Source organism: Streptomyces sp. NPDC032940 (genome assembly GCF_040636935.1).
Taxonomy (GTDB): domain Bacteria; phylum Actinomycetota; class Actinomycetes; order Streptomycetales; family Streptomycetaceae; genus Streptomyces.
Genome location: NZ_JBEZVJ010000005.1, coordinates 91,042 through 113,487, shown reverse-complemented (window position 1 = coordinate 113,487; position 22,446 = coordinate 91,042). Strand labels below are relative to the sequence as shown.

The following is a 22,446-nucleotide window of genomic DNA, read 5'->3' as shown; positions in this document are numbered from 1 at the left end:
CGGGGCGCCGTGCATTCCTGACCGCGAAACTCATGCCCGGTACAGGGCTTCGACCTCGGTGTCGTAGGCCTTCTCGATGGCCTTGCGCTTGAGCTTGAGCGACGGGGTCAGCAGCCCGTGCTCCTCGGTGAACGGCTGGGCGAGGATGCGGAAGGTGCGGATCGACTCGGCCTGCGACACGAGCGTGTTGGCCGCGACGACCGCGCGCCGCACCTCCGTCTCCAGGTCGGCGTCGTGCACCAGCTCTGCCGGGGACATCCGGGGCTTGTTGCGCATCGTCAGCCAGTGCTCGACCGCCTCCTGGTCGAGGGTGATCAGGGCGGCGACGTAGGGGCGGTCGTTGCCGACGACGATGCACTGGTTGACCAGCGGATGGTCCCGGACGCGCTCCTCCAGCAGCCCCGGCGAGACGCTCTTGCCGCCCGAGGTCACCAGGATCTCCTTCTTGCGGCCGGTGATGGTGAGGTAGCCGTCCTCGTCCAGCGAGCCCAGGTCGCCGGTGGCCAGCCAGCCGTCGTGCAGGGCCTCGTCGGTGGCCTTCGGGTTGTTGAGGTAGCCCTGGAAGACGTTGCCGCCGTTCAGCCAGATCTCGCCGTCGTCCGCGATGTGCACGGTGACGCCCGGGATGGGACGGCCGACGGTGCCGTAGCGGGTGCGCTCGGGCGGGTTGGCGGTGGCCGCCGCCGTGGACTCGGTCAGCCCGTAGCCCTCGTAGATCTGCACGCCCGCGCCCGCGAAGAACAGGCCGAGCCGCCGGTCCATCGCCGAGCCGCCCGACATGGCGTTGCGGATGCGGCCGCCCATCGCCTGGCGCACCTTGGCGTAGACGAGCTTGTCGAACAGCTGGTGCTGCATGCGCAGGCCCGCCGAGGGGCCCGGACCGATGCCCCAGGCCTTCGCCTCCACGGCCTCCGCGTACTTGACGGCCACCTCGACGGCCTTCTCGAAGGGACCCGCCTTGCCCTCCTTCTCCGCCTTGCGCCGGGCCGCGTGGAACACCTTCTCGAAGATGTACGGCACGGCCAGGATGAAGGTCGGCCGGAAGGCGGCCAGGTCGGGCAGGAGCGCGGCGGCGTTGAGCTGGGGCTGGTGGCCGAAGCGGACCCGGCCGCGGATCGCGGCGACCTCCACCATCCGCCCGAAGACGTGCGCGAGCGGCAGGAAGAGCAGGGTCGACGCCTCGTCGCCCTTCCTGGAGTGGAACACCGGCTCCCAGCGGTCGATGACCGTGTCGGCCTCGTACATGAAGTTGCCGTGCGTCAGGACGCAGCCCTTGGGGCGGCCGGTGGTGCCGGAGGTGTAGATGACGGTGGCGGGCGAGTCGGGCGTGACCGCCCTGCGGTGCCGGTGCACCACCTCGTCGTCGAGGTGGGCGCCCGCGTCGTAGAGCTCCTGCACGGCGCCGGAGTCCAGCTGCCACAGGCCCCGCAGGTGCGGCAGCCGGTCGATGACGGTGGCGATCGTCATCGCGTGGTCCTCGTGCTCCACGACCGCCGCCGTCACCTCGGCGTCGTACAGCATCCACAGGCACTGCTCGGCCGACGAGGTCGGGTAGACCGGCACCACCTGGGCACCGATCGTCCACAGGGCGAAGTCGAAGAGGGTCCACTCGTAGCGGGTGCGGGACATGATGGCGACCCGGTCGCCGAAGCGGACACCCTGGGCGAGCAGGCCCTTGGCCAGGGCCAGCACCTCGTCGCGGAAGGCCGCCGCGGTCACGTCCCGCCACCGGCCGTCCTCGTCCTTGCGGCCCAGGGCGATGTGCTGCGGGTCCTCCTGGGCATGCTGGAAGACCACGTCGGCCAGACCGCCCACCGGTGGTGCCGACGTCGTCGGAGGGTTGGTGAACTCGCGCAAACCCCGCTCCCCGCTCCTGGTGACGCCCCGCACAGCGCGGTGAAAGCTACCCCACGCGGGGCGGGGACGGGAGGGCCGGCGAAATCGAGCAGTGCTCAGGTTCGCGCTGGTCAGTGCGAGGAAATGCGCCCACATGGGGAAGGGTCGGACACATTCCTGACGGTTGAGTAAGTTTCGATGCCGTAATCTCCACGGAATCTGTACGACCCACCTACCCCCGGTGCGGTGGCGCCGCCTCCTTCCCGGGCACGGGCGTCCCGGACGCCGCACCGGCCCGCGGAGCGCCGCGGTCCGCCCGGATCGCCCACGCCGCCCCGACCGCGGGACCGTCCCCGCACCATCGCCACCGCCGTCGTCCGCAGCACCTCCCATGTGTACGACTGCCTCAGCGGCCGGCTCGGCCGGCTGGAGGGCGTCCACCACGTGGAGGCGTCGCCGTTCCCGCGGCGCTCGAGCAGCCGACCTACGCGCGACCCGCACGCTGAGACGGGTGCAGCCGGTCACCGCCCGCCAGGATCGCCGCCGCCAGGGCGTCCGCGGCCCCCTGCGCCGAAGGGCGGCGGCGCCCGTGCACCAGCACGAAGTCGACGCGGCCCAGCTCGGGCAGCCCGGCCCGGTCCGGCACGCGGACCAGACCGGGCGGGACGAGCCCTCGCGAGTGCGCCATCACCCCGAGGCCCGCGCGGGCCGCCGCGATCAGCCCGTTGAGGCTGCCGCTGGTGCAGGCGATGCGCCACTCGCGGCCCTGCCGTTGCAGCGCGTCCAGCGCGAGCGCGCGGGTGATGCCCGGAGGGGGGTAGACGATGAGCGGTACCGGGCGGTCGGGATCGAGGCGCAGCCGCTCCCCGCCGATCCACACCAGCCGGTCCTGCCAGACCGGCTCGCCGCGCGGGTCCTCGGGACGCCGCTTGGCCAGCACCAGGTCGAGGTCCCCGGCGGCCAGCTGCTCGTGGAGCGTGCCCGACAGCTCCACCGTCAGCTCCAGGTCGACCTCCGGGTGCTCCTGCCGGAAGCCCTCCAGGATCTCCGGCAGCCGGGTCAGCACGAAGTCCTCGGACGCCCCGAAGCGCAGCCGGCCGCGCAGCCGGGTGCCGGTGAAGAAGGCCGTCGCCTGCTCGTGCACCTCCAGGATGCGGCGCGCGAAGCCGAGCATCGCCTCGCCGTCCTCGGTGAGCTCCACGGAGTGCGTGTCCCGCGTGAACAGCTGCCGGCCGGTCGCGTCCTCCAGCCGCCGCACGTGCTGGCTCACCGTCGACTGGCGCAGTCCGAGCCGCCGCGCGGCCTGCGTGAAGCTCAGCGTCTGGGCCACGGTCAGAAAGGTCCGCAGCTGGGAGGGGTCGTACACGCCGCCCACCGTACCGGTCATCGCGTTGCGTGATGACAGTGAGAGCGGTGTACCGGATTCCCGATCGCCGGTCGGGGGAGCACGATGGAGCGGGGACCCGCGTTCCCCGCGTGACACGCAGAGACCGAGTGAGCAACGAGCAAGTGGAGCACCGTGAGACGCCTGCGCCGGCCGAGTCGGATGCCGATCGACCCGTACATCCTGCTGCTGCTCGGGACGGTGGGCCTCGCGGCGCTCGTACCGGCCCGCGGGGCGGGCGCCGACGTCGCCTCCGGGGCATCCACGGTCGCGATCGCCTTCCTCTTCTTCCTGTACGGCGCCCGGCTCTCCACCCGTGAGGCGATGGACGGGCTGCGTCACTGGCGGCTCCACGTCACCGTGCTGGCCTGCACCTTCGTCGTCTTCCCGGTGCTGGGCCTGGCGGCCCGCGGCCTCGTCCCGGTCTTCCTCACCGACCCCCTCTACCAGGGCCTGCTCTTCCTCACCCTGGTCCCCTCCACCATCCAGTCGTCGATCGCCTTCACCTCCATGGCCCGCGGCAACGTGCCCGCGGCGATCTGCGCCGGCTCCTTCTCCTCGCTGGCGGGCATCGTCCTGACCCCGCTGCTGGCCGCGGCGCTGCTCGGCAACAGCGGGGGCGGGTTCTCCGCCGACTCGGTCGTGAAGATCGTGCTCCAGCTGCTGGTGCCGTTCGCCGCGGGGCAGGTGCTGCGCCGCTGGATCGGCGGGTTCGTCGCGCGGCACAAGAAGGTGCTCGGGCTCGTCGACCGCGGCTCGATCCTCCTGGTCGTCTACACCGCGTTCAGCGAGGGCATGGTGCAGGGCATCTGGCACCAGGTGAGCCCGGTCCGGCTGGGCGGCCTGCTGGCCGTGGAGGCGGTGCTGCTCGCGGTGATGCTGGCGCTGACCTGGTTCGGGGCGCGTGCGCTGGGCTTCGGCCGGGCCGACCGGATCGCGATCCAGTTCGCCGGTTCCAAGAAGTCCCTGGCCTCCGGCCTGCCCATGGCGAGCGTCCTGTTCGGCGCGCACGCCTCGCTGGCCGTGCTGCCGCTGATGCTCTTCCACCAGATGCAGCTGATGGTGTGCGCCGTCATCGCCAAGCGCCGGTCGCACGACCCCGAGGCCGTCGCCGCGGACGAGCCGGCCACGGGGGCGCGGACGGCCGTCGGTTCGGGGACACGCTCGCGCTGAGCCGGGTTCGCAGGGTCGGGCGGCGGCGCTCATGGCACGAGGACGACCTTCCCCAGGTTGCCGCGGGACGCGATCGCCTCGTGGGCCTTCGCCGCGTCCTCCAGCGGAAACCTCCCGTGCACGGCGGGCCGCAGCACCCCCTCCGCGTACAGCCGCCACAGCTCCCGGCGCCACCGCTCGTACAGCTCCGGCCGCTCGCGGGCGATCCGCGCCATCTGGAACCCCGTCACCGTCCTGGCGCCCACCAGCAGGTCGTACGCCCGGACGGTGCCGCCGCCCGAGCTGTACGCCACCAGCCGGCCGCCCGGGGCGAGGGCGGCGACGGCCGGGGTCAGCAGGTCGCCGCCCACCCCGTCGAGGACGTAGTCGACGGGCTCGCCCCAGTCGTCGTCGCCGTAGACCAGGACCTCGTCGGCGCCGAGGGAGCGCACGAAGTCCGCCTTGGCGGGGTCGGAGACGGCGCCCACCACGCGCGCCGCGCCGCGGGTCCGCGCGAGCCGCACGGCAAGCTGGCCGACGCCGCTCGCGGCCGCCGTCACGAGCGCCGACTCGCCGGGCCGGGGGCACGCGGCGGACAGGGCACCGAGCGCCACCAGGCCGCTGCGGACCAGCGCGACCGCGTCGACGGCGCCGGCGCCGTCGGGGACCGGTGTGGCCATCTCCCGGCGCAGGACGGCGAAGTCGGCGTAGCCGTGGCCGAAGCAGAGCCCCGTCACCCGGTCGCCCGCCCGGAAGCCGGTCACGCCGGCGCCGGTGGCCACCACCTCCCCGGCGACCTCGCCGCCGAGCGGGACCGGATCGGGGGCCTCGGTGACCTTGCGGACCACGGGCAGGGTGACGCCGACCGCCTCGCAGCGCACCAGCAGCTCACCCGGGCCCGGCTCGGGGACGGGCACCTCCTCCAGGAACAGGGGGCCTCCGGTGGACGCGTACCGGACACGGCGCATCGCCGCACCTCCAGAAGTCGTCTCGGGTTCGTTGGTAATCCCAACGATAGGGGTAGGTCGTGGGGAAGTCCAACGATTTCTGGGTAGGCTGGCCCCATGGCCGACGCACCGCTTCCCGAGATCCGTTCCCTGCCGAGCTGGCTGCTGGGCCGGGCCGCCGCCCGTGGCCGCGCCCTGGTGGCCGAGGCGCTGGCCGCGGAAGGGCTGAAGATGTGGCACCACGTGGTGCTCTCCGCCGTCCGCGATCTCGCCCCCGTCGCCCAGGCCGACCTCGGGCGCGGCATCGGACTCGACCCGAAGGACCTGGTCGGCGTCCTCAACGACCTCCAGGCGGCGGATCTCGTCGTGCGCGCCCCGGACCCGGCCGACCGCCGCAAGAACGCGGTGTCCCTCACCGAGGAGGGCGGCCGGGTGCTCGCGCGGTGCGAGAAGGCCGCCCGCGCGGCCAACGACGAACTGCTCGCGCCGCTGACGGCCGAGGAGCGGACGCTGCTGCTGGACATGGTCCGGCGGGTCGCCGGTACGGATGCCGCCGGCTGACGGACGCCGGGGGAGGAGGCCTGACGAGCCGGCCGGATGAGGCGGGGCCCTGCGGCGCAGGGGGCGCTCCCCGCCGTCCGGGGCCCCGCCGCCGTGCCGGGGGAGAGGTGGGTCAGCCCTGGGCGGCCGCGGCCCGCAGGGCGACGCGGTCCTCACCCGCGTACACGTTCATGGAGGTGCCGCGCAGGAAGCCCACCAGCGTCAGCCCCGTCTCGGCGGCCAGATCCACCGCAAGCGAGGACGGCGCCGACACCGCCGCGAGCACCGGGATGCCCGCCATCACCGCCTTCTGCGCCAGCTCGAAGGAGGCCCGGCCCGACACCAGCAGCACGGACCGGGACAGCGGCAGGTCCCCGTTCTGCAGGGCACGGCCGACCAGCTTGTCGACCGCGTTGTGCCGGCCCACGTCCTCCCGTACGTCGGCCAGCTCGCCGTCCTCGGTGAACAGGGCCGCCGCGTGCAGGCCGCCGGTGCGGTCGAAGACCCGCTGGGCGGCGCGAAGCCGGTCGGGCAGGCTCGCCAGCAGTTCCGGGGTGACCCGCACCGGGGGAGTGTCGGCGATCGGCCAGCGGGCCGTGGTGCGCACCGCGTCCAGGCTGGCCTTGCCGCACAGGCCGCAGGACGAGGTCGTGTAGACGTTGCGCTCCAGCGTGATGTCCGGGACCCGCACGCCGGGACCGGTCTTCACGTCGACCACGTTGTAGGTGTTGGAGCCGTCGGCGGTGGCGCCCGCGCAGTACACGATGTTCTGCAGGTCGTCCTGCTCGGCGAGCACGCCCTCGCTGACCAGGAATCCGGCCGCCAGCGCGAAGTCGTCGCCGGGCGTGCGCATGGTGATCGCCAGTGGCTTGCCGTTCAGCCGGATCTCCAGCGGTTCCTCCGCCACGAGCGTGTCCGGGCGGGTGGAGACCGCTCCGTCCCGCACGCGGATCACCTTGCGTCGTTCCGTGACTCGTCCCATGTCCGTGCCCCTCGTACCGGTCAGTTCCGGTTCTGTACGTGCTGGTAGCCGAAGCGGCCCTTGATGCACAGGTTGCCGTGGGTCACCGGGTTGTCGTGCGGCGAGGTGACCTTGACGATCTCATTGTCCTGCACGTGCAGGGTCGGATGGCAGCCCACGCCGCAGCCCTCGGTGCCGGGGCCATCGGCGCCTACGTCGGCGCCGCGCTCCACCGTGCGGGCGCCGACGTCCATCTCATCGCCCGCGGGCCGCATCTGGCGACTGCGACTTTCATGACGGGCTAGCTCCGTTCGGTCGAGGGATACCGAGGAACCGCGGGCCATGACACATCGGTTCGGCCCTATGTCGACGAAATATTGTCTACAGTATGGAGGTTGGCCCAGCAAGGCTCCCGGCACGCCTTGATGCACACGGAGCCGGGCCCCGGCGCACACGGAGCCGGGGCGGAGTGGAAACGGATTTTCGTTCCTCCCTCAACTGTCTTCTCAAGCGCCTCCCCACTCCCTACGGTTGGGGACTCATGAGTCCCCCCATGGCACCCCCCGGCTGGAGCCGCTGGCTCGTTCCCCCGGCCGCCCTCTCGGTCCACCTCTCCATCGGCCAGGCCTACGCCTGGTCCGTGTTCAAACCGCCGCTGGAGTCCGCGCTCGGCCTCAGCGGCACCCAGAGCGCCCTGCCCTTCCAGCTCGGCATCGTCATGCTCGGCCTGTCCGCCGCGTTCGGCGGCACCCTGGTCGAACGGCACGGGCCGCGCTGGGCGATGACCGTCGCCCTGGTCTGCTTCTCCTCCGGCTTCCTGCTCTCCGCGCTCGGCGCCGCCGTGGAGCAGTACTGGCTGATAGTCCTCGGCTACGGCTTCGTCGGCGGGATCGGCCTCGGCATCGGCTACATCTCCCCGGTCTCCACGCTGATCAAGTGGTTCCCGGACCGGCCCGGCATGGCCACCGGCATCGCCATCATGGGCTTCGGCGGCGGCGCGCTGATCGCCTCGCCCTGGTCGGCCCAGATGCTGGAGTCCTTCGGAGCCGACAACGAGGGCATCGCGCTGGCCTTCCTCGTGCACGGGCTGACGTACGCCGTCTTCATGCTGCTCGGCGTGCTGCTGGTGCGGGTGCCGCGCCCCGCGGAACACGCGGGCGGCGGCCCGGGCGAGGCCGGGGGCGTGCGGGTGTCGGCCCGCCAGGCGGTGCGCACCCCGCAGTTCTGGCTGCTGTGGGTCGCGCTCTGCATGAACGTCACCGCCGGCATCGGCATCCTGGAGAAGGCCGCCCCGATGATCCGGGACTTCTTCGCCGACACCTCCACCCCCGTGTCGGCCACGGCCGCGGCCGGGTTCGTGGCGCTGCTGTCGGCGGCCAACATGGCGGGACGGCTCGGCTGGTCCACGGCCTCCGACCTGATCGGACGCAAGAACATCTACCGCGTCTACCTGGGCGTCGGCGCGCTGATGTACACGCTGATCGCCCTGTTCGGCGACGCCTCCAAGCCCCTGTTCGTCCTGTGCGCCCTCGTCGTCCTCTCCTTCTACGGCGGCGGCTTCGCCACGGCACCCGCCTACCTCAAGGACCTCTTCGGCACCTACCAGGTCGGCGCCATCCACGGACGGCTGCTCACCGCCTGGTCGACGGCCGGCGTCCTCGGACCGCTGATCGTCAACTGGATCGCGGACCGGCAGGAGGAGGCCGGACGGCACGGCCCGTCCCTGTACGGACTGTCGTTCGTCATCATGATCGGGCTGCTGGCCGTCGGCTTCGCCGCCAACGAACTCATCCGGCCGGTCCACGCCCGCCACCACCTGCCCGCGCCGGTACCGAAGGAGGCCGCCGATGTCCCCCGACAGCAGCCAGAGTCCGCCTGACCTGCCCGACCGGCGTCCGCTGATCGCCTTCACCTGGCTCTGGGTGGGCGCCCCCCTCGCCTACGGTCTGTACGAACTCGTCCGGAAGGCGGCCCAGCTGTTCACCGGATGACCCGGCCGTTCACCGGATGAGGGGGGCGTTCGCCGGATGACCCGGCCGTTCACCGGATGAGGGGGGCGTTCGCCGGATGCCCCGGCCGTTCACCGGATGAGGGGAAAAGGCGCCTCGGATGCTGACCGAAGCCGACAAGGAGGGCGCCCGTTTCCTGTCGCTTCGCCTGCCGTCGTACTCACCGGTCACTGATCACACTGGTGGATCCCGTCCCCGAGGCAACGAGGATTCCACCCATGCAGGGCTCCCGCATCACCGCCGTCGGCCACTACCAGCCCGCCGGTGTCCTCACCAACGAGGACCTGGCGGGCATGGTCGACACCAGCGACGAGTGGATCAGGAGCCGGGTGGGCATCCGTACCCGCCGCATCGCCGGACCCGACGAGCCCGTCGACGAGCTGGCCGGCCACGCCGCCGCCAAGGCGCTCGCCGCGGCCGGACTCACGCCCGCGGACGTCGACCTGGTGCTCGTCGCCACCTCCACCGCCGTCGACCGCTCCCCGAACATGGCGGCCCGGGTCGCGGCCCGCCTCGGCATCCCCGGACCCGCCGTGCTGGACCTCAACGTCGTCTGCGCCGGCTTCACCCACGCCCTGGCCACCGCCGACCACGCCGTCCGGGCCGGCTCGGCGGAGCGCGCCCTCGTCATCGGCGCGGACAAGATGTCCGAGGTGACCGACTGGACCGACCGCACCACCTGCGTCCTCGTCGGCGACGGGGCGGGCGCCGCCGTCGTGGAGGCCTGCGCGCCCGGCGAGGACGCGGGGATCGGCCCGGTGCTGTGGGGGTCGGTGCCCGAGATGGGCAACGCGGTCCGCATCGAGGGCACGCCCCCGAGGTTCGCGCAGGAGGGGCAGAGCGTCTACCGCTGGGCGACCACGAAGCTGCCGGCCATCGCGCGCCGGGCCTGCGAACGCGCCGGACTCGAGCCCGCCGACCTCGCCGCCGTCGTCCTGCACCAGGCCAACCTGCGCATCATCGAACCTCTCGCCGCGAAGATCGGCGCCGTCAACGCGGTCGTCGCCCGCGACGTCGTGGAGTCCGGCAACACCTCGGCGGCCAGCATCCCGCTCGCCTTCTCCAAGCTCGTCGAACGCGGCGACATCACGACCGGCGACCCCGTGCTGCTCTTCGGCTTCGGCGGCAACCTCTCCTACGCCGGGCAGGTCGTCCGCTGCCCGTGAGGCGGCGCCGGGTGCCCCGCGAGTGCGGTGTGACGCGGCCTGCACTCCCGGCCCCGGACCCCGTGCGCCGTAGACTGTAGACGAAAGACAATCGATACTTGGCCTACTGCTCGTGCCGTCCGTCGAGGGGGACCGATGTTGTCCGCAGGACTGCCGCAGGGCGCGGTGCCCAAGCTCGAACGGCCCGGCCCGCTGCGCGACCGTGTCTACGAGGCGCTGCTCGAACTCATCACCACCCGCGCCCTCCGGCCCGGCCAGCATCTCGTCGAGAGCGAACTCGCCGGCCATCTCGGGGTCTCCCGGCAGCCCGTGCGGGAGGCGCTCCAGCGGCTCAACACCGAGGGCTGGGTCGACCTGCGCCCCGCACAGGGCGCCTTCGTGCACGAACCGACCGAGGAGGAGGCCGACCAGCTGCTGACGGTCCGTACGCTGCTGGAGGCCGAGGCCGCCCGGCTCGCCGCCGCCAACGCGGGCACCGCGGGCGTGGCCGCGCTGGAGGAGTTGTGCGCGGAGGGGGAGCGGGCCGTCGCCGCCGACGACGTGGACGCCACCGTGGTCCTCAACGCCCGCTTCCACGCCACCGTCATGGAGCTGGCCCGCAACGCCGTCCTCGCCGAGTTCGCCGCCCAGGTCGACCGTCGGGTCCGCTGGTACCACACACCGGTCGCCCGGCAGCGCGGCATGCAGTCCTGGATCGAGCACCGCGAGCTGATCGCCGCCATCGGCGACCGCGACGAACAACGGGCGACCCGGCTGATGCGCGAACACACGGAACACACGCGGCGCTCCTACCACGAGCACCGCACCTCCTGAGACACCAGCGTCTCCAGGCCGCCCGGCGCACCCGCCGGGCGGCCTCCTCGTGCTCCTGGGCCGTGACCTCGTCGCCTGCCTTTGTCCTCTCAGTGGAGAAAGTTGGCAGCAATTCATGCGCGACTTCTTCCCACACCGGTCGCCCACTGCTACGTTCCCTCCGAAAGCAAGCCACGGATGTGGCCGGAAAAGCCGGTACACTCAAGCCGATTGAGGCGGGGAGGGGCTCGTGAGACGCATGACGGCACGACCTGCGAACGCCCATCAGGCCCGGCTGCTGCAGCTGTTGCGTGACGGCGGCCCCAACTCCCGCGCCCAGCTCGGCGACCAGGTCGACCTGTCCCGGTCCAAGCTGGCGGTAGAGGTGGACCGGCTGCTGGAGACCGGGCTCGTGGTGGCCGACGGGCTCGCCGCCTCGCGCGGCGGCCGCCGTTCCCACAACGTCCGCCTCAATCCCGGACTCCGCTTCCTCGGCGTCGACATCGGCGCGACCTCGATCGACCTCGCGGTCACCAATGCCGAGCTGGAGATCCTCGGACACATCAACCAGCCCATGGACGTGCGCGAGGGTCCGGTCGCGGTCTTCGAGCAGGTGCTGTCCATGGCGGCCAAGCTGCGGGCCTCGGGGCTCGCGGAGGGCTTCGACGGCGCCGGCATCGGCGTCCCGGGGCCGGTCCGCTTCCCCGAGGGCGTGCCGGTCGCGCCGCCGATCATGCCGGGCTGGGACGGCTTCCCCGTGCGGGAGGCGCTCAGCCAGGAACTCGGCTGCCCGGTCATGGTCGACAACGACGTGAACCTGATGGCACTGGGGGAGCAGCACGCGGGCGTCGCCCGCACCCAGCAGGACTTCCTCGTCGTCAAGATCGGCACCGGCATCGGCTGCGGCATCGTCGTCGGCGGTGACGTCTACCGCGGCACGACGGGCAGCGCGGGCGACATCGGGCACATCCAGGCCGTGCCCGACGGACGCCAGTGCGCCTGCGGCAACCGGGGTTGCCTGGAAGCCCACTTCAGCGGTGCGGCACTGGCCCGCGACGCCACGGAGGCCGCCCAGCAGGGCCGGTCCGCCGAGCTCGCCGGCCGGCTGGAGGCGAGCGGAGCCCTCAGCGCCGCCGACGTCGCCGCCGCGGCCGCCGCGGGCGACGCCACCGCCCTCGACCTGATCCGGGAGGGCGGCCGCAGCACCGGCCAGGTCATCGCCGGCCTGGTCAGCTTCTTCAACCCGGGCCTGGTCGTGATCGGCGGCGGGGTGACCGGCCTCGGCCACAACCTGCTCGCCGCGATCCGCACACAGGTCTACCGCCAGTCACTGCCGCTGGCGACCGGCAACCTGCCCATCGTCCTCGGGGAGCTGGGCCCCACCGCCGGCGTCATCGGCGCGGCCCGGCTGATCAGCGACCACCTGTTCTCACCCGCGTAGGCACCACCCGCGTAGGCACCACCCGCGTAGGCACCACCGCGCAGGCACCACCTGTCCTCCGGACTCCACCAGCACAGCGCTCGGCCCCGCCCTGCCCAGATCCGCCCCTGTCCTGCCCTGCTCTGCCCTGACACCGGCCCGTACGCCCGCCGAGGGGACCTCACATGGCACCAGAACCACCGCTGCTCAGCATGTCCGGCATCACCAAGTCGTTCCCCGGAGTCCGGGCCCTCGACGGCGTCGACCTCGACGTCCAGGCCGGCGAGGTGCACTGCCTGCTCGGCCAGAACGGGGCCGGCAAGTCCACCCTCATCAAGGTCCTCGCCGGCGCCCACCAGCCCGACACCGGCACCATCCGCTGGCGCGGCGAGGACGTCACCCTGCGCTCCCCGATCGCGGCCATGCGCCTCGGCATCGCCACCATCTACCAGGAACTCGACCTGGTGGAACATCTGTCGGTCGCCGAGAACGTCCACCTCGGCCACGAGCCGACCGCCGCCGGATTCGTGGTGCGCGGACGCGCGGCCAGGGCGTCGACCGCCCGGCTGCTCCAGCGGCTCGGGCACCCGGAGGTCGATCCCGGGCGGCTGGTCGGCGAACTGTCGGCGGCACAGCAGCAGATCGTGTCCATGGCCCGGGCGCTCTCCCACGACGTCCGGCTCATCGTGATGGACGAGCCGTCCGCCGCCCTCGACCCGGACGAGGTCGACAACCTCTTCCGCATCGTCGCCGACCTCACCGCCGACGGCGTCGCCGTCGTCTACATCTCGCACCGTCTCGAGGAGATCCGCCGCATCGGCGACCGGGTCACCGTCCTGAAGGACGGCCGGGCCGTCGCCGGCGGGCTGCCCGCCAAGTCGACCCCCACCCGCGACGTGGTGGCGCTGATGACGGGACGCAACGTCGAGTACGTCTTCCCCGACCGGCCGACCGCGCCCCCGGTTGCGGAACCGATACTGAGCGTGCGCGGCCTCGCCCGCGACGGCGAGTTCGCCCCGCTCGACCTGGACCTGCGGCCCGGCGAGATCGTCGGCCTGGCCGGACTGGTCGGCTCCGGCCGCTCCGAGATCCTGGAGACCGTCTACGGGGCGCGCAGGCCGAGCGCCGGACAGGTCCTCGTGGACGGCCGTCCCCTGCGTCCCGGCAGCGTACGCGCCGCCGTCCGCGCCGGACTCGGGCTCGCCCCCGAGGAACGCAAGGCGCAGGGCCTGCTGATGCTGGAGTCCGTCACCCGTAACGTGTCGGTCTCCGCCATGTCCCGCTTCGCGCGCGCAGGCTGGATCGACCGCGGCGCCGAACTGGGGGCGGCTCGCGCGGCCACCCGCGAACTGTCGCTCAGGCCCGACAACCCGTCCGTGCCCGTGCGCACCCTGTCCGGCGGCAACCAGCAGAAGGCCGTCCTCGCCCGCTGGCTGCTGCGCGGCTGCCGGGTCCTGCTCCTGGACGAACCCACCCGCGGCGTCGACGTCGGCGCCCGCGCCGAGCTCTACGCGGTCATCCGCCGCCTCGCCGACGAGGGCCTCGCCGTCCTGCTGGTCTCCAGCGAGGTGCCCGAGGTGCTCGGCCTCGCCGACCGCGTGCTGGTACTGCGCGAGGGCCACGTCGTGCACGAGGCCCCCGCCCGCGAACTCGACGAACACCGCGTACTCGACCTCGTGATGGAAGGAAGCCCGGCGTCATGACGCAGCACGTGTCCCCGCCACGGGGCGGCACCGGCAAGGCGGCACCGGTGGACGGTCCGCCCGCCTGGCGGAGCCTGACGGCCCGCGCCGACCTGCGCACGCTCTCCCTGCTCGGCGTGCTCGCCGTCCTGGTCCTCATCGGCGGCATCACCCAGCCCGACGCGTTCCTCGACACCCGCAACCTGCAACTGGTGCTCACCCAGGCCTCCGTGATCGGCGTCGTCACCGTCGGCATGACCTTCGTGATCGTCTCCGGCGGCATCGACCTGTCCGTCGGCGCCATCGTCGCCCTCTCCTCGGTGTGGGCGACCACCGTCGCCACCCAGGAGTACGGCTTCGCCGGCATCCTGTTCACCGCGGTCGTCGTCGGCGTGGGCTGCGGACTGGTCAACGGCGTGCTCATCGCGTTCGGCCAGATGGTGCCCTTCATCGCCACCCTCGCCATGCTGGCCTCGGCCCGCGGCCTCGCCCTCCAGATCACCGACGGGCGCACCCAGGTCGTGACCGTCCCCAGCGTCCTGGACCTCGGCGAACGCGACTCCTACGTGCTCGGCATCCCGCCGCTGGTCCTGGTGTTCGCTGCCGTCACCGTCATCGGCTGGCTGCTGCTCAACCGGACCACCTTCGGACGCCGCACCGTCGCCGTCGGCGGCAACGCGGAGGCCGCCCGGCTCGCCGGCATCGACGTCCGCCGCCAGCGGCTCTACCTCTACCTGCTGTCCGGGCTGTGCTGCGGCATCGCCGCCTTCCTGCTGATCGTCCTGGCCGGCTCCGGCCAGAACACCAACGGCAACCTCTACGAACTCGACGCCATCGCCGCCGCCATCATCGGCGGCACGCTCCTCACCGGAGGCCGCGGCACCATCGTCGGCTCCGTGCTCGGCGTCCTCATCTTCACCACGATCACGAACATCTTCGCCCTGAACAACCTCGAGACCGCAGTCCAGCAGATCGCCAAGGGAGCGATCATCGTCGCCGCCGTCCTGGTCCAGCGCCGTACCGCGAGCACGACCTGAGGAAAGGGTTCGCCACCATGCAGCAACTCAACGCGAGTCGCAGAGGACTGCTCTTCGGAGCCGCCGCCGTCTCCGCCGGTGCCTTCCTCACCGGCTGCACGAGCAACGAGAGCGACGACGACAAGCCGGCCGCCAACGACCAGCCGGCCGCCGCCGACAAGCCGGGCAAGCCCGTCACCATCGGCTACGCCGGCCCCCAGGCCGACCACGGCTGGCTCAACGCCATCAACGACCAGGCCAAGAAGCGCGCCGAGAAGTACTCGGACGTCACCCTGGAGATCACCGAGGGCTCCAACGACACGGCCGCCCAGATCGGCCAGATCGAGACCCTGATCAACAAGAAGGTCGACGTCCTCGTGGTGCTGCCCGCCGACGGCAAGGCACTCACCCAGGTCGGACTGAAGGCGATGCGCGCCGGCATCCCCGTCGTCAACCTCGACCGCATCTTCAACAGCCCCCAGGCCTACCGCTGCTGGATCGGCGGCGACAACTACGGCATGGGCCTCAACGCCGCCCACTACATCGGCGAGAAGCTCAAGGACAAGCCGGACGCCAAGGTCATCGAGCTGGCCGGACTGGACAACCTGGAGCTGACCCAGCAGCGCACCAAGGGCTTCGACGACGGCCTGAAGAACTACCCGAACATCAAGAAGGTGGCCCGCCAGGCCGCTGAGTTCACCGTCGAGTCCGGCCAGGCCAAGATGGCCCAGCTGCTCCAGGCCCAGTCGCAGTTCGACGCGCTGTGGAACCACGACGACGACCAGGGCGTGGGCGCGCTGCGCGCCATCGAGCAGGCGGGCCGCGACGACTTCCTGATGGTCGGCGGCGCCGGGGCGCTCTCCGCCTTCCAGGCCATCAAGGCGGACAGCGGCGTCCTGAAGGCGACCGTGCTGTACCCGCCGACCATGGCCGCCTCCGCGATCGACCTGGCCCGCGCCCTCGGGCAGGGCAAGGGGATCGGCGGACTCGCCGAGTTCGAGATCCCCTCGACGGTCACCTGCTACTCGGCCGTCGTCGACAAGGAGAACGTGGACCAGTACATGTCCACCGGCTTCAAGTGAGGCCCACCGCCCCGGCCCCGGCCTGACCAGCCGGCCGGGGCGGGGCCCACCCCCCACCGCGCCACCACGACGAGGAGGACATCCGCATGGGACAGCCGCAGCAGCCCGAGGGGGCAGGGGCGGAGCCGGAAGCCACCGGTACCGGGAGCACGGCCACGGGGGCGTCCGCGTCCAGACCGCCGCTGCGCGTCGGCATGGTCGGCTACGCCTTCATGGGCGCCGCCCACTCCCAGGGCTGGCGCACCGCGGGCCGGGTCTTCGACCTGCCGCTGAACCCGGTTATGACCGCCATCTGCGGCCGGGACGCCGACGCCGTCCGCACGGCGGCCGACCGGCACGGCTGGGCGAGCACCGAGACCGACTGGCGGACCCTGGTGGAACGGGACGACATCGACCTCGTCGACATCTGCACCCCCGGCGACAGCCACGCCGAGATCGCGCTGGCCGCGCTCGCCGCCGGCAAGCACGTCCTGTGCGAGAAGCCGCTGGCCAACACCGTCGCCGAGGCGGAGGCGATGACCCGGGCCGCCGAGGAGGCGGGCGCGCGCGGCCAGCTGGCCATGGTGGGCTTCAACTACCGGCGGGTGCCCGCCACCGCGCTGGCCCGGCGCATGGTCGCCGAGGGCCGCGTCGGCCGGCTGCGGCACGTGCGGGTGACGTACCTCCAGGACTGGCTGGCGGACCCGCAGGCCCCGCTGACCTGGCGACTGCGCAAGGAACAGGCCGGCTCCGGCTCGCTCGGCGACCTGGGCGCGCACATCGTCGACCTCGCCCAGTACCTGACCGGCGAGCGGCTGGCCGGTGTCTCCGCCCTCACCGAGACCTTCGTGCGGGAGCGGCCCCTGCCCGGCGGTGCGGCGCGGGGCCTGTCCGCCGCGTCGGCGGCCGGCACGGGAGAGGTCACCGTGGACGACGCCGCCGTGTTCACCGGCCGCTTCGCCTCCGGCGCCCTCGCCTCCTTCGAAGCCACCCGGTACGCCACCGGCCGCAAGAACGCCCTGCGCATCGAGCTCAACGGGGAGCGCGGCTCGCTCGCCTTCGACCTGGAGCGGCTCAACGAGCTGACCTACCACGACGCCACCGAGCCGGGGGAGCACGCCGGTTTCCGCCGCATCCTGGTCACCGAGCCCGAGCACCCCTACCTCAACGCCTGGTGGCCGCCGGGCCACGGCCTCGGCTACGAGCACACCTTCGTCCACCAGGCACGCGACCTCGTCCACGCGGTCGCCGAGGGCCGCCGCCCCGACCCCTCCTTCGCCGACGGGCTGCAGGTGCAGCGCGTGCTCGCGGCCGTGGAGGAGAGCGCCGAGAAGAACTCCGTGTACACCCCCGTCGCCATCACGCCGACGGCCGTCTGAGGAGGCCAGAAGTGCCGCGCAACTTCACGCTGTTCACCGGGCAGTGGGCCGACCTGCCCCTGGAGGAGGTCTGCCGGCTCGCCCGCGACTTCGGCTACGACGGCCTCGAACTCGCCTGCTGGGGCGACCACTTCGAGGTCGACAAGGCCCTCGCGGACCCGTCCTACGTGGACTCCCGGCACCAGTTGCTCGACAAGTACGGCCTGAAGTGCTGGGCGATCTCCAACCACCTCGTCGGGCAGGCCGTCTGCGACGCCATCATCGACGAACGCCACCAGGCCATCCTGCCCGCCCGGATCTGGGGCGACGGCGACGCGGAGGGAGTACGGCAGCGTGCCGCCGCGGAGATCAAGGACACCGCGCGCGCCGCCGCCCGCTTCGGCGTCGACACCGTCATCGGCTTCACCGGGTCCGCCATCTGGCATCTGGTCGCCATGTTCCCGCCGGCGCCCGAGTCGATGATCGAACGCGGCTACCAGGACTTCGCGGACCGCTGGAACCCGATCCTGGACGTCTTCGACGCCGAGGGCGTGCGGTTCGCGCACGAGGTCCACCCCAGCGAGATCGCGTACGACTACTGGACCACGCAGCGGGCCCTGGAGGCGGTGGACCACCGGCCCGCGTTCGGGCTCAACTTCGACCCCTCGCACTTCGTGTGGCAGGACCTCGACCCGGTCGGCTTCCTGTGGGACTTCCGGGACCGGATCTACCACGTCGACTGCAAGGAGGCCCGCAGGCGCCTCGACGGCCGCAACGGCCGCCTCGGCTCCCACCTGCCGTGGGGCGACCCGCGGCGCGGCTGGGACTTCGTGTCCGCCGGACACGGCGACGTCCCCTGGGAGGACGTCTTCCGGATGCTGCGCTCCATCGACTACCAGGGGCCCGTCTCCGTCGAGTGGGAGGACGCCGGCATGGACCGGCTCCAGGGCGCCCCCGAGGCCCTCACCCGGCTCAGGGCCTTCGACTTCGAGCCGCCCAGCGCGTCCTTCGACGCCGCGTTCAACAGCTGACCCACACGTCCGGCGTGGCCGGGACGGGGACTGGTGCACTGCCGGCCCCCGGCCCGGCCTGCCCGGACCCTGCTTTGTCCTGTGCCGGGTAAAAGTTCAACTACCCGTGGTCCAAGGGGTGTTCGCACAGGACGAACACAGCTACCGTCCCTGAAGTGTTCAGGACACACACGCCTCCGGGGTGACGGCGCACCCCGGCGCCCGCACCGCATCTCTTCGCACCCGTTCCGTACGGCCCATTCCGTTCCCGGAGGGACTTCGTGCACAGAAGCAGACTCAAAGGCACCGACACCACGAGGCGGCCCCGACTTCGCACCACCCTCGCCCTGATCACCGGCCTCGCCCTCGCGGTGGCCACCCCGGCGACGGTCGCCGGCGCCCACCCGGAGCACGACGACGCGCCGGCGGCCGCAGAGGGGCAGTTCCAGCAGGTACCGCTCGCCAAGGGCGAGCCCGAGATGGGCGAGCCGATGTCGCTCGCCGTCCTCCCGGACCGCAGCGTCCTGCACACCGCCCGCGACGGCACGCTCCGCCTCACCGACCAGGGCGGCGTCACCAAGGTCGCCGGCAAGATCCCCGTCTACAACCACGACGAGGAGGGCCTGCAGGGCGTCGGCATCGACCCGGACTTCAAGAACAACCGGGCGATCTACCTCTACTACGCCCCGCCGCTCGACACCCCCGCGGGCGACGCCCCCGAGACCGGCACCGCCGAGGACTTCAAGAAGTTCGACGGCGTCAACCGCCTCTCCCGCTTCGTCCTGAACGCCAACGGCACGCTGGACATGGCCAGCGAGAAGAAGGTCCTGGACGTCGCGGCCTCCCGCGGCACCTGCTGCCACGTCGGCGGCGACATCGCCTTCGACGCCGCCGGCAACCTGTACCTCTCCACCGGCGACGACACCAACCCGTTCGCCTCCGACGGCTACACGCCGATCGACGAACGCCCGGACCGCAACCCGGCCTTCGACGCCCGCCGCAGCGCCGGCAACACCAACGACCTGCGCGGCAAGATCCTGCGCATCAAGGTCGCCGAGGACGGCTCCTACACCATCCCCGAGGGCAACCTCTTCGCGCCGGGCACCGAGAAGACCCGGCCCGAGATCTACGCGATGGGCTTCCGCAACCCGTTCCGCATCAGCGTCGACAAGAAGACCGGCACCGTCTACGTCGGTGACTACGGCCCCGACGCCGGCGCCGCCGACCCGAAGCGGGGCCCGGCGGGACAGGTCGAGTTCGCCAAGGTCACCAAGGCCGCCAACTTCGGCTGGCCGTTCTGCACCGGCGACAACGACCCGTACGTCGACTACGACTTCGCCACCGGCACCTCCGGCGAGACCTTCGACTGCGCGGCCCCGAAGAACACCTCGCCGCACAACACCGGCCTCGTCGACCTGCCGCCCGCGCAGGCTGCCTGGATCCCGTACGACGACGACTCCGTACCCGAGTTCGGCAGCGGCTCCGAGTCCCCGATGGGCGGACCGGTCTACCGCTACGACCCCGACCTCGACTCCAAGGTGAAGTTCCCCGAGGAGTACGACGGCGACTTCTTCGCCGGCGAGTTCGGCCGCCGCTGGATCAAGCGGATCGAGCAGACCGAGGACGGCTCGGTCGCGAAGATCAACGACTTCCCGTGGACCGGCACCCAGATCATGGACATGGAGTTCGGCCCCGACGGCGCGCTCTACGTCCTCGACTACGGGCTGTCCTGGTTCCAGGGCGACAAGGACTCCGCGCTCTACCGGATCGAGAACGCCGCGGACGGCTTCTCCCCGATCGCCGAGGTGAGCGCCGACAAGACGTCCGGCGCCGCCGGTCTGAAGGTCGCCTTCACCGGTTCCGCCAAGGACGCCGACTCCCCGGACCTCACCTACGGCTGGGACTTCGGCGACGGCACCACCGGCGAGGGGCTCACCCCCACCCACAAGTACAAGAAGGCCGGCACCTACTCCGCGACCTTCACCGCCGAGGACCCCGAGGGCAACACCGGCCACGCCAGCGTCCGGATCGTGGTCGGCAACACCGAGCCCAAGGTGACGATCGAGACTCCCGGCAACGGCACCCTGCTGCCCATGGGCCGGCCCATCCCCTTCAAGGTGAAGGTCACCGACCCCGAGGAGACGGTCGACTGCTCCAAGGTCAAGGTCGCCTACAGCCTCGGCCACGACTCCCACGCCCACGAGCTGACCAGTGAGATGGGCTGTGAGGGCACCCTCACCCCGCCGCCGGGCGACGGCGGACACGACCCCAATGCCAACATCTACGGCGTCGTCGGCGCCAGCTACACCGACGGCGGGGCGAACGGCCAGGAGGCCCTGACCGGCACCGCCCGCACCGTGATCCAGCCCCCGCACCGCCAGGCCGAGCACTTCACCACCCAGCAGGGCGTGTCACCGATCGACAAGACCGGTGCCAACGGCGGCAAGACCGTCGGCGACATCAACGACGGCGACTGGATCTCCTTCAGCCCCTACAAGTTCGACGGGCAGAAGAAGCTGACGGTACGGGCCTCCTCCGGCGGCACCGGCGGATTCGTCGAGGTGCGCACCGGCTCGCCCACCGGCCCGCTCCACGGCTCGGCCTACATCCCGCCGACCGGCAGCTGGGAGACCTTCCAGAACGTCGACGTGCCACTGCGAGCCCTGCCCAAGAAGACCACTGACGTCTACCTGGTCTTCAAGGGCGGCGAGGGCGCGCTGTTCGACATCGACGACTTCGAGTTCTCCAAGGAGCCGTTCAAGGCCGGCAAGAAAGCCCTGGTCTTCTCCAGGACCGCCGGCTTCCGCCACGACTCCATCCCGGCCGGCATCGCGGCCCTGAAGGAGCTCGGCGCCCCGGCCGGCATCACGGTCGACGCGACCGAGGAGGCCGGGCAGTTCACCACGGCCAACCTCGCCAAGTACGACGCCGTCGCCTTCCTGTCCACCACGGGTGACGTCCTGAGCGCCGACCAGCAGAAGGCGTTCGAGAACTACGTCGCCGACGGCGGCGGCTACATGGGCATCCACGCCGCGGCCGACACCGAGTACGACTGGAAGTTCTACGGCGGCCTCGTCGGCGCCTACTTCGACTCCCACCCGGCCATCCAGAAGGCCACCGTGCGCGTCGAGGACCACGCCCACCCGGCCACCGCCCACCTGGGCGAGACCTGGGAGCACACCGACGAGCTGTACAACTACCGCACCAACCCGCGTGAGCAGGCCAAGGTCCTCGCCACCCTCGACGAGACCACCTACCAGGGCGGGAACATGAAGGGCGACCACCCGATCGCCTGGTGCCAGACCTACGAGGGCGGCCGCTCCTTCTACACCGGCCTCGGCCACACCAAGGAGTCCTACGCCGACGAGGCCTTCCGCGCCCACCTGCTCGGCGGCCTCCAGTACGCCACCGGACTGGCCAAGGCGGACTGCAAGCCGGCCAAGGGCTACCGGGAGATCTTCAACGGCCAGACCCTGGAGGGCTGGAAGCAGGCCGGCCCCGGGAAGTTCAACGTCAAGGACGGCACCCTGGAGTCCGAGGGCGGCATGGGCCTGCTCTGGTACCAGGCCAAGGAGCTGAAGTCGTACTCCCTCAAGCTCGACTGGAAGATGCAGGGCGACGACAACTCCGGCGTCTTCGTGGGCTTCCCGGCCTCCGACGACCCCTGGTCCGCGGTGAACAAGGGCTACGAGATCCAGATCGACGCCACGGACGCCGTGGACCGCACCACGGGTGCGATCTACACCTTCAAGGCGGCGAACACCAAAGCCCGTGACCAGGTGCTGCGGCCGCCCGGCCAGTGGAACTCCTACGAGATCAAGGTCCAGGGCGAACGCCTTCAGGTGTTCCTCAACGGAGTCAAGATCAACGACTTCACCAACAAGGACCCCGAGCGGAGCCTGACCGACGGCTACATCGGCCTGCAGAACCACGGCGCCGACGACCAGGTCTCCTTCCGCAACATCCAGCTGAAGGAACTGTCCGAGTAGGGCGCACCCGCCCCTGAGGGGGCGACCCGAACGGCGGCGGGCGGAGGACGCCGGATCTCCGCCCGCCGTCACCCCCGGGCCCGCGCCCGGAACCCCGCTCGTCCCCCTCCGGCACTCCCACCC

The 22,446-nt window shown here is 71.8% G+C and carries 18 protein-coding genes and 1 pseudogene; 14 read left to right on the top strand and 5 right to left on the bottom strand.

The genetic code is table 11. From position 1 onward, the window contains the following. Positions 1-30: 30 nt before the first annotated feature. Together AB0E77_RS09100 and AB0E77_RS09095 are read right to left on the bottom strand one after the other, a co-directional pair. On the bottom strand, positions 31-1,857 hold the full coding sequence (locus AB0E77_RS09100) for an AMP-dependent synthetase/ligase (RefSeq protein WP_361567732.1): 1,827 nt from the start codon (positions 1,855-1,857) through the stop codon (positions 31-33). 463 nt (positions 1,858-2,320) lie between these two features. After that, entirely contained in the window at positions 2,321-3,202 is an 882-nt protein-coding gene (locus AB0E77_RS09095) for a LysR substrate-binding domain-containing protein (RefSeq protein WP_361567730.1), read from the bottom strand. Between the two features lie 180 nt (positions 3,203-3,382). Between AB0E77_RS09095 and AB0E77_RS09090 the strand changes: the two genes are divergently transcribed. Further along, positions 3,383-4,393, top strand: a complete 1,011-nt coding sequence (locus tag AB0E77_RS09090) for a bile acid:sodium symporter family protein (protein WP_361568234.1) — start codon at positions 3,383-3,385, stop codon at positions 4,391-4,393. 29 nt (positions 4,394-4,422) lie between these two features. Here AB0E77_RS09090 and AB0E77_RS09085 read toward each other — a convergent pair whose 3' ends face one another. Beyond that, on the bottom strand, positions 4,423-5,340 hold the full coding sequence (locus tag AB0E77_RS09085) for a zinc-binding dehydrogenase (protein WP_361567727.1): 918 nt from the start codon (positions 5,338-5,340) through the stop codon (positions 4,423-4,425). 96 nt (positions 5,341-5,436) lie between these two features. Here AB0E77_RS09085 and AB0E77_RS09080 point away from each other — a divergent pair, with 96 nt between their 5' ends. Beyond that, a complete protein-coding gene (locus AB0E77_RS09080; RefSeq protein WP_361567725.1) occupies positions 5,437-5,880 on the top strand; it encodes a MarR family winged helix-turn-helix transcriptional regulator in 444 nt (147 codons plus the stop codon). A gap of 112 nt (positions 5,881-5,992) precedes the next feature. Here the strand turns inward: AB0E77_RS09080 and fdhD are convergent, their stop codons facing one another. Both fdhD and AB0E77_RS09070 read right to left on the bottom strand, forming a co-directional pair. Continuing rightward, positions 5,993-6,841: a formate dehydrogenase accessory sulfurtransferase FdhD gene (gene fdhD, locus AB0E77_RS09075; protein ID WP_361567722.1), complete on the bottom strand. Its 849-nt coding sequence runs from the start codon at positions 6,839-6,841 to the stop codon at positions 5,993-5,995. A gap of 20 nt (positions 6,842-6,861) precedes the next feature. After that, positions 6,862-7,005 (bottom strand): annotated as a pseudogene (locus AB0E77_RS09070) (Fe-S-binding domain-containing protein); the annotation flags it as partial. Here AB0E77_RS09070 and AB0E77_RS09065 point away from each other — a divergent pair. From AB0E77_RS09065 to AB0E77_RS09010, 12 genes are all read left to right on the top strand, one after another. After that, positions 6,988-7,125, top strand: coding sequence for a 2-dehydropantoate 2-reductase N-terminal domain-containing protein (locus AB0E77_RS09065; protein ID WP_361567719.1), 138 nt, complete (start codon positions 6,988-6,990; stop codon positions 7,123-7,125). The pseudogene AB0E77_RS09070 and the gene AB0E77_RS09065 overlap by 18 nt on opposite strands. A gap of 236 nt (positions 7,126-7,361) precedes the next feature. Then, the gene (locus AB0E77_RS09060) at positions 7,362-8,699 is read left to right on the top strand and encodes an OFA family MFS transporter (RefSeq protein ID WP_361567717.1); all 1,338 of its coding nucleotides are present in this window, start codon (positions 7,362-7,364) and stop codon (positions 8,697-8,699) included. Next, positions 8,668-8,811 carry a hypothetical protein gene (locus AB0E77_RS09055; RefSeq protein WP_361567714.1) on the top strand — a complete coding sequence of 48 codons (144 nt, stop codon included), beginning with the start codon at positions 8,668-8,670 and terminating at the stop codon, positions 8,809-8,811. Before AB0E77_RS09060 ends, AB0E77_RS09055 begins: the two co-directional genes overlap by 32 nt. A gap of 236 nt (positions 8,812-9,047) precedes the next feature. Next, on the top strand, positions 9,048-9,995 hold the full coding sequence (locus tag AB0E77_RS09050; protein ID WP_361567711.1) for a beta-ketoacyl-ACP synthase III: 948 nt from the start codon (positions 9,048-9,050) through the stop codon (positions 9,993-9,995). Positions 9,996-10,130: 135 nt separating this feature from the next. Beyond that, positions 10,131-10,808 (top strand): GntR family transcriptional regulator, encoded by a 678-nt coding sequence (locus tag AB0E77_RS09045; RefSeq protein WP_361567708.1) that lies wholly within the window; start codon positions 10,131-10,133, stop codon positions 10,806-10,808. A 238-nt stretch (positions 10,809-11,046) separates the two neighbouring features. Continuing rightward, positions 11,047-12,228 carry an ROK family transcriptional regulator gene (locus tag AB0E77_RS09040; RefSeq protein WP_361567706.1) on the top strand — a complete coding sequence of 394 codons (1,182 nt, stop codon included), beginning with the start codon at positions 11,047-11,049 and terminating at the stop codon, positions 12,226-12,228. Positions 12,229-12,392: 164 nt separating this feature from the next. Further along, positions 12,393-13,910, top strand: coding sequence for a sugar ABC transporter ATP-binding protein (locus tag AB0E77_RS09035; protein WP_361567705.1), 1,518 nt, complete (start codon positions 12,393-12,395; stop codon positions 13,908-13,910). Continuing rightward, positions 13,907-14,926 carry an ABC transporter permease gene (locus tag AB0E77_RS09030; protein ID WP_361567703.1) on the top strand — a complete coding sequence of 340 codons (1,020 nt, stop codon included), beginning with the start codon at positions 13,907-13,909 and terminating at the stop codon, positions 14,924-14,926. Before AB0E77_RS09035 ends, AB0E77_RS09030 begins: the two co-directional genes overlap by 4 nt. 17 nt (positions 14,927-14,943) lie before the next feature. After that, on the top strand, positions 14,944-15,987 hold the full coding sequence (locus AB0E77_RS09025) for a substrate-binding domain-containing protein (RefSeq protein WP_361567701.1): 1,044 nt from the start codon (positions 14,944-14,946) through the stop codon (positions 15,985-15,987). Positions 15,988-16,073: 86 nt separating this feature from the next. Then, entirely contained in the window at positions 16,074-17,345 is a 1,272-nt protein-coding gene (locus AB0E77_RS09020; RefSeq protein WP_361567699.1) for a Gfo/Idh/MocA family oxidoreductase, read from the top strand. A gap of 11 nt (positions 17,346-17,356) precedes the next feature. Continuing rightward, a complete protein-coding gene (locus AB0E77_RS09015; protein ID WP_361567696.1) occupies positions 17,357-18,355 on the top strand; it encodes a sugar phosphate isomerase/epimerase family protein in 999 nt (332 codons plus the stop codon). Between the two features lie 260 nt (positions 18,356-18,615). Then, the gene (locus AB0E77_RS09010) at positions 18,616-22,323 is read left to right on the top strand and encodes a ThuA domain-containing protein (RefSeq protein ID WP_361567693.1); all 3,708 of its coding nucleotides are present in this window, start codon (positions 18,616-18,618) and stop codon (positions 22,321-22,323) included. Positions 22,324-22,446 lie beyond the last annotated feature (123 nt).